6 protein-coding genes and 1 tRNA gene are annotated in these 6,316 nt (G+C 69.2%); 1 reads left to right on the forward strand and 6 read right to left on the reverse strand.

Annotation, left to right across the window (positions count from 1 at the left end; all coding sequences use genetic code 11):
• From ACYPYD_RS22225 to ACYPYD_RS22250, 6 genes are all read right to left on the reverse strand, one after another.
• Positions 1-427, reverse strand: a 427-nt coding sequence (locus ACYPYD_RS22225) for a PHP domain-containing protein (RefSeq protein ID WP_459665572.1), incomplete at its 3' end; no start/stop codon positions are given.
• Entirely contained in the window at positions 424-1,914 is a 1,491-nt protein-coding gene (locus ACYPYD_RS22230; protein ID WP_459665604.1) for a Y-family DNA polymerase, read from the reverse strand. The genes ACYPYD_RS22230 and ACYPYD_RS22225, both read right to left, overlap by 4 nt.
• A complete protein-coding gene (locus ACYPYD_RS22235) occupies positions 1,853-2,587 on the reverse strand; it encodes an ImuA family protein (protein WP_459665574.1) in 735 nt (244 codons plus the stop codon). Before ACYPYD_RS22235 ends, ACYPYD_RS22230 begins: the two co-directional genes overlap by 62 nt.
• Positions 2,588-2,751: 164 nt before the next feature.
• Positions 2,752-3,930, reverse strand: coding sequence for a glycosyl transferase (locus ACYPYD_RS22240; protein WP_459665576.1), 1,179 nt, complete (start codon positions 3,928-3,930; stop codon positions 2,752-2,754).
• A gap of 207 nt (positions 3,931-4,137) precedes the next feature.
• Positions 4,138-4,224 (reverse strand) — tRNA-Leu (locus ACYPYD_RS22245).
• Between the two features lie 104 nt (positions 4,225-4,328).
• Positions 4,329-5,618 carry a DUF3422 family protein gene (locus ACYPYD_RS22250; protein ID WP_008831061.1) on the reverse strand — a complete coding sequence of 430 codons (1,290 nt, stop codon included), beginning with the start codon at positions 5,616-5,618 and terminating at the stop codon, positions 4,329-4,331.
• 175 nt (positions 5,619-5,793) lie between these two features.
• Here ACYPYD_RS22250 and ACYPYD_RS22255 point away from each other — a divergent pair, with 175 nt between their 5' ends.
• Positions 5,794-6,204, forward strand: coding sequence for a c-type cytochrome (locus ACYPYD_RS22255; protein ID WP_008831062.1), 411 nt, complete (start codon positions 5,794-5,796; stop codon positions 6,202-6,204).
• Positions 6,205-6,316: the final 112 nt, after the last annotated feature.

Here is a 6,316-nt window from a genome sequence, read left to right on the forward strand (position 1 = left end):
AAGTGGCCAGCAGCATCTCGTCCGTATCGCCACTGCCCGGCATCACGATCAGCGCGAGATCCTGCGCGTATTCAAGCAAATCCGCCAGGTGCAGTTCGCACTCGCCCTTCTTCGCCTTGCGGTTGCCCACGGTGAGCAGGCGCGTCAGGCGGCCCCAGCCGTGGCGGGTCATCGGATAGGCAACCACGTCCGGCGTGCCGTCCGCGAAGACCAGCCGCGCGCCGACGAGCAGGCGCAGCCCGCTTTTGGCCCGGCCCATCTCCTTCCATGCGCGATGGGCGCGGACCACGCCGGCCACCGTATTGCGGTCGGCGATGCCGATGCCGGTCATGCCCATCGCCAGCGCACGCGCAACCATCTCCTCCCCCGGCGAGGCGCCGCGCAGGAAGCTGAAGTTGGTGGCGGTGACCAGTTCGGCGAAGTTCACGGAAACAGGCCGTGGAGATACCAGCGCGGGTCGGGCTTCTCGCTGAACAGGCCGTGGCGGAAGATCCAGTAGCGGCGGCCCGCGCCGTCCTCGATGCGGTAGTAGTCGCGCGTCTCGCCCGCAGCACCGGGCATGTGGCCGCCGCGTTTCAGCCACCATTCCGCGCCGATCCGCTCCGGCCCCTCGGCCAGCGTGACGTCGTGGAGGCGGCCTTTCCAGCGGAAGCGCTGGGGCGGGCTGTCGGGGACACCGGCGATCACCTCGACCGGTTGCGGCGGATCGAGTAGCAGCAGCGGGCGGGGCGGCATGTCTTCGGGCTCCGGCCATGGGGCGCCTCGCAGGCGCAGCGCAGGAACCAGCGCCTGCGCCTTCTCGGGCAAGTGGCGGTCACGCGGGATCAGGCGGCGCACGCTGTCCTCGCCCAGCCGCACGCTGAGCTGGTCCACCAGCGCCGAAACATTATCGGCGTTTTCTTCCTTGCCGCTCTCAAGCAGGATCTGGCGCGAGGGCAGGTGATCGGCGTGGAGCACCGCCAGGGTGATCGCATCGAAGCCGAAGCCGGGGTCGAGCGGGTCGGAAAGCGTGTCGATCCGCTCGCGCAGCAGGCGCATGACGGCGGCGGGATCGCGCACCGCAAGGCCCGTCTCCACCACCAGCCGCCGCCGCTGGTTGTCGCTGCGGTGGAGCGTGACCGCCCAGCGCCGCCCGCCCAGTTGGCGCTGCTCCATCGTGCGCCCGGCCTGCGCGAGCATGTCCTCGACCACCTCCAGCGCATCGTCGGTGCGGCCCAGCGGTTCGGGAAAGCGCGTCTCCAGCCGGATCGGCTCGGTCAGGCGCACGGGGATGACCGGGCTGCCGGTCTCTCCCAGAATGGCGCGTAGGCGGCTGACCGCAAGCTCCCCGAAACGCGCCGCCAGCCCCGCCATCGGCCGCGCGGCAAGATCGCCCAGCGTCTCGAGGCCCGCGCGGCGCAGACCGGAAAGCGCGCCCTCGTCCAGTTCCAACGCGGCGACCGGAAGAGTGCGAACGTCGTCCTTCCCACCGAAGCGGGCAAGCGCACGGGCGGCGGCAGAGTGAGGCGCGAGGGCGTGGCGGGTAGTCGGACCGACATCCTTCACCACGCGGCGCACCAGCGCCTCCTCCCCGCCGAAGAGGTGCGCGCAGCCGGTGACGTCGAGCAGCAGGCCATCGGGCGCATCGAGCGCGACGAGCGGGGTAAAGGCGATCATCGCCCCCGCCAGCTGCTCCAGCACCCGCGCGTCGGCGATGGGATCGTGCGGCGCGGTGGCAAGGTCCGGGCTGCGCGCCCGCGCATCGGCGAGGGTCATGCCGGAAGACAGGCCCTGCCGCATCGCGGTCACGTCCACGGCAGCGAGGCGCAGCGCCTGTCCATCGCGCGCGACGAGAGCCTGCGGGGCGTCTGTGTCAGGCAGTACGCCGGAGCGGCGCGCGCGCTCGCACGGCAGAAAGGGGAACCACAGTGCCAGGTAGCGGCGGCCCGCGCTCTTCGGTGCTGGGCCGGGTGTCGAGGGGGAGTTCGCGGAAACCGCCATGGTCTTCATTCCATTCCAGCCGCCAGCGCTGCCCCGCCGGGCCGCCGCGTCTGCGTACGAGTTCGACGAGCAGCGTCGCGGCCCCCGGCGCGCGCATCTCCAGCGGGGTCGAGGGGGCGCTGGAAACCGTCCAGCGGGTATGTGCGGCGCTGGAGCGCGGCTCGGCATCCCCGCGCAGGATCACCACCGGGATGCGCGAGCCTTCCGCCGCAAGGATCAGGCGGCGACTGGCGACGAGGTCGTATTCGCGCATCGCCCCCCAGCTTTCCATCAGTACCGCCGCCGGACCGCTGCTGCGCGCCGCGTCCAGCCCCGCGCGCAGCAGGGCAGCATCATTACGGGCATCGACGATCACCAGCCGCGCCGGGTCCACGCCAAGCGCGCGCAGCCCCTCCCCGCACGGCACGAAACCCGCGCCCTTGCGGCGGGGGCGCAGCAGGAGGACGGGGCGCGCCTTCTCTGCGTCCACCATGCCGAAGGCGAAAGCCAGCGCCGAGGCCCAGTCCTCGGCCTCTGCATGGACCTCGTGCAGCTGCGCCCGGGCGAGGCGTGGGAGCGTGCCCGGGGGCGGATCTTCGATACAGGCGGGGGCCTGAGGGCGGGACATGGGACGGGCCTTACGAATCGGGAATTATGTTCTTCTTATGTTCCCATTCTGGAGGCAGGTCCACACCGCCGTTCGATCCCCGCCGGAAAGGCCGTAAGCACATCCCGTCATCCCCGCGAAGGTGGGGATGACGAGGATAGGTGGATAATCGCGCTAATTGGGGGTCAAGCGATTGCCGCGATTGCCTTCATTCTCAGTCCCGCGAACCGTTCCACCGTGTCTGCCGCCTCGCGCACCGGGCAACGCGTGCCGAAAGTCGGCGTGCCGTCAGCCAGCCACGCGATGCCGTCGATGGTGTAGGTCATGCGCTCGCGCTGCTGCTGGACGTAGTCCCCGTGCGCCGCGAAGGCGCGCTCGATCGCGGCGACGGGGTCGGCGTCGGGGGCGATCACCTCGCCGAAGTGCCACATCGCGTAGTCCTCGCTGTCCTGCCAGTCGACGCCCTTGGCATCGACGAACAGGCACGGGCGCGGGCGGACGAGGAATTCGTAGACCTGGCTGCTGACGTCGCCCACGTAGAGGTCCGCGCCCAGCGTATATGTCATGTCGTTGCTGCGCGCCGAGCCGAGGTCGACGATCACCTGCCCCGGGATCGCCAGCGCCTCCCACGCGCGCCGCTTCGCCGCCGACCATCGCTTCGCCAGCCGCACGTGCGGCGCGACGACGAGGTTGTAGCGACCGTCCGCCGCCACTGCCGCGATCAGCCCCCGCCCGAACGCCTCGATCGAGGAGAGCTTCTTCGAGAAGTGCGGGTTGTAGAGGATCGTCGGCCGCGCGTTGTCGAACAGCGGCGGCCGGGCCTGCGCATTATCGAGCACGGCGGCCAGCTTGACCGGGCCGGTGACGGTGCAGTCCTGCGCTCTCACGAAGCCCGCTTCAACGAGGCGATCGCGGTCCTTGCGACCTGCCAGCATGACGTGATCGAACAGGCGGAAGCGCGGCTCGAAACCGACCGCGCGGTCGCCTGCTCCGTGGGGGATGTGAAGGATCGGCGGGCAATCCCCCGGCAGGCGCTTGAGCATGGTGGAGGTCCGCTCGGCGCAGAGGATCACCGCCGCATCGCGCAGCCGCATCGCCCAGAGCGTAAGCCGCACGAACTTGTGCATCGAGGCCGGCAGCAGCGCAGTGACGGCGGGCAGGCGCATGACGACGATCTCGGGCGCCGCGCCCTGCCCTGCATAGGCCATGGCCGCCGCCACTTCGGCCTCGGCGGAAACGAACAGGCGTACCTGCCCCGGATGACGGCGGGCAAGCTCACAGGCGACCGGCACGATATGGCCGAACTGATGCGCGCCGCCGATGGCAAGCACGTGGATACGGGAATGGACGTTCCGGGAGGGCATTGCGCCTCGTTACAGCAGTGATGTGGAGCGACTCTGGAACATTCGTGCAGATTTGCCCATGTCCGTCCGAACTCGGCGATGGCCGGCGTCGGGGATAATCCCGGTCGCCGCAGGCAGATGCTTCTGGTCGAAAAAGGATACGAACAGCAGATCCCCCTCTTGCGAGGGGAGCCCGAAGGCCATGATCAGTGCTGTTCGAATACTGCCTGGTGCGGTCGAGAAGACTCGAACTTCCACGGGCTTTCGCCCACAACGACCTCAACGTTGCGCGTCTACCAATTCCGCCACGACCGCTAAATCTTGGAGCTGGATTTGCATCCGCTCCGGGGCAGGAGCGCGCCACTAGCGCACGAATCCGGACCCGGCAAGTGAGTCTTGCAGATTATTTTCATCCTGCGTCATTTTCCTTCCTCCGGACCGAGAATGCGCCGCTTCATCCGGTGGATGGCCAGCCACACCCCCGCAAGCACCAGCGGAGCCAGCAGCGCGGTGCCCACATGGGCGTGAATCCTCAGGCCCAGTTCCTCCACGCCTTCCAGTACCTTGGCGATCAGGCCAAGCGCGTAGTAGCTCACCGCGACGACCGAGAGCCCCTCCACCAGCTGTTGCAGGCGCAACTGACGCGAGGCGCTGCGCTCCATCGAGGCGAGCAGCAGGCCGTTCTGGTTCTCGATTCGCGTCTCGATTCGCACCCTCAGCAGCGCCAGTGCCTGCGACGTGCGCTGCGACAGCTGCTCGGCCCGGCGGCGATGCGCGGCGCAGGTCCGCACGGCGGGCAGGAAGCGGCGCTGGGTGAAGTCCGCCAGCGAGACTTGCCCCGGGATCGCGGCGATGTTGAGTTCGGCCAGCCGCTCCTCGACGATGGTGGCGTAGGCGGCGGTCGCGCTCATGCGGAAATCGGAGGCGCTGGCCTGCGCCACCAGTTCCATCGAGAGGCGGGTCACGTCCTCCAGCAGATCATCGTCGGTGACTTCGGGGCGGGCGACGGCGCGGTTGGTTTCGCCCAGCATCGCCTCGATCCGGTCGAGCGCGCGCCAGCCCTCACGCGCAACAGGCAGGCCGAGCAGCGCGAGGTTGCGGTAGTTGCCCAACTCCTGCAGCCGCTGCACCGTGCGCGAGAGCGCACCGCCCCCGCCAATGGGCGCCATCCCGCACGCCGCCGCGAGAATCACCCCGAAGCCGTCCTCGCGCAGCCGGAAGTCCGACCAGATCCGCGCCTGCCGTTCTCCGGGCGCATCGCCGATGTAGCAGGTGACGAGGTCGTCCGCCGCGAAGCCGAGTTCGGGCAGCAGCGCCAGCGCCGCCGCCTCATCCTCGACCAGCTGCACGCGCGAGGCCCGGATGACCTTGCCCGGCAGGCTCCCCGCCCATGCCAGCGCATCGCTGAGAGCGGGCCGAATCGCCGCGCCGCCGGTCACGAACAGCGTCGTCGTGCTCGCCTCGCTGTGCCGCTCCCATGTGAAGGCGAGCCCCGGCGCGAGGGTCCCGGAAAGATGGCGAGGCCGACTGCACGGCTCTATCGGCCCGGCCGAAGGCAGCGCGCGCATCGCCGCCAGTTCCTCCTCGCGGTCGGCGGCATCGAGCACACGCACGAACTGCACGATCGAGGCCGGCGCGCGGACCAGAGGCCAGCGTCGCAAGTGCATCTCGCTCACTACCATGCGGCGCAGTTTGTGCTCGTTCAGCAAGTCCGCTCCCCCTTTTGCCCGGCGCCAGACTGCGCCTGCGGGGCGGAGGCGGACAAGTGACCCTTGGTACGATGCCGCTTGGTCGAATATCGGCCCGGTCCAAAGTCCAATATCGACCCGCCATGCCCCGTGCGAAAGCGACAGGCCACAGGACAGGCATAACGGGAGACATGACATGAACATCAGGCAGAAGCGCATGGGCCTCGCCGCTGCGGGAGCGCTGGCGCTGGTGGCCTGCTTCGGCGGACAGGCCGCGCTGACATCGACCGCAGAGGCCGCCCCCGCCGCTCCGGCCGCGCCGCCGGTCTCGTTCGCACGCTGCGCGGTATGCCACAACGTTGCCAAGGGCGCGCCCGACAAGCTCGGCCCGAACCTGTTCGGGACTTATGGCCATAAGATGGGCCAGGGGAAATTCGCTTTCTCGGACGCGGTGAAGAAGTCGGGCCTGACGCTCGACGACGCCACGCTCGACAAGTGGCTGGAGAATCCGCGCGCGCTGGTCCCCGGCAACCGCATGAGCTTCCCCGGCCTCAAGGACGCGGCGAAGCGCAAGGAAATCATCGACTACCTCAAGAAGCAGCGCTGAGTTTCACGACCGACTCTCAAGGAGGCCCGTCCGCCGCACCCCTGCGGCGGGCGGGTTTTTCTTACCCCCCGTTCGTCGTTGCGAGCGCAGCGAAGCAATCCAGAGCCGCATA

The sequence above is a fragment of the Novosphingobium sp. 11B genome (assembly GCF_054589055.1).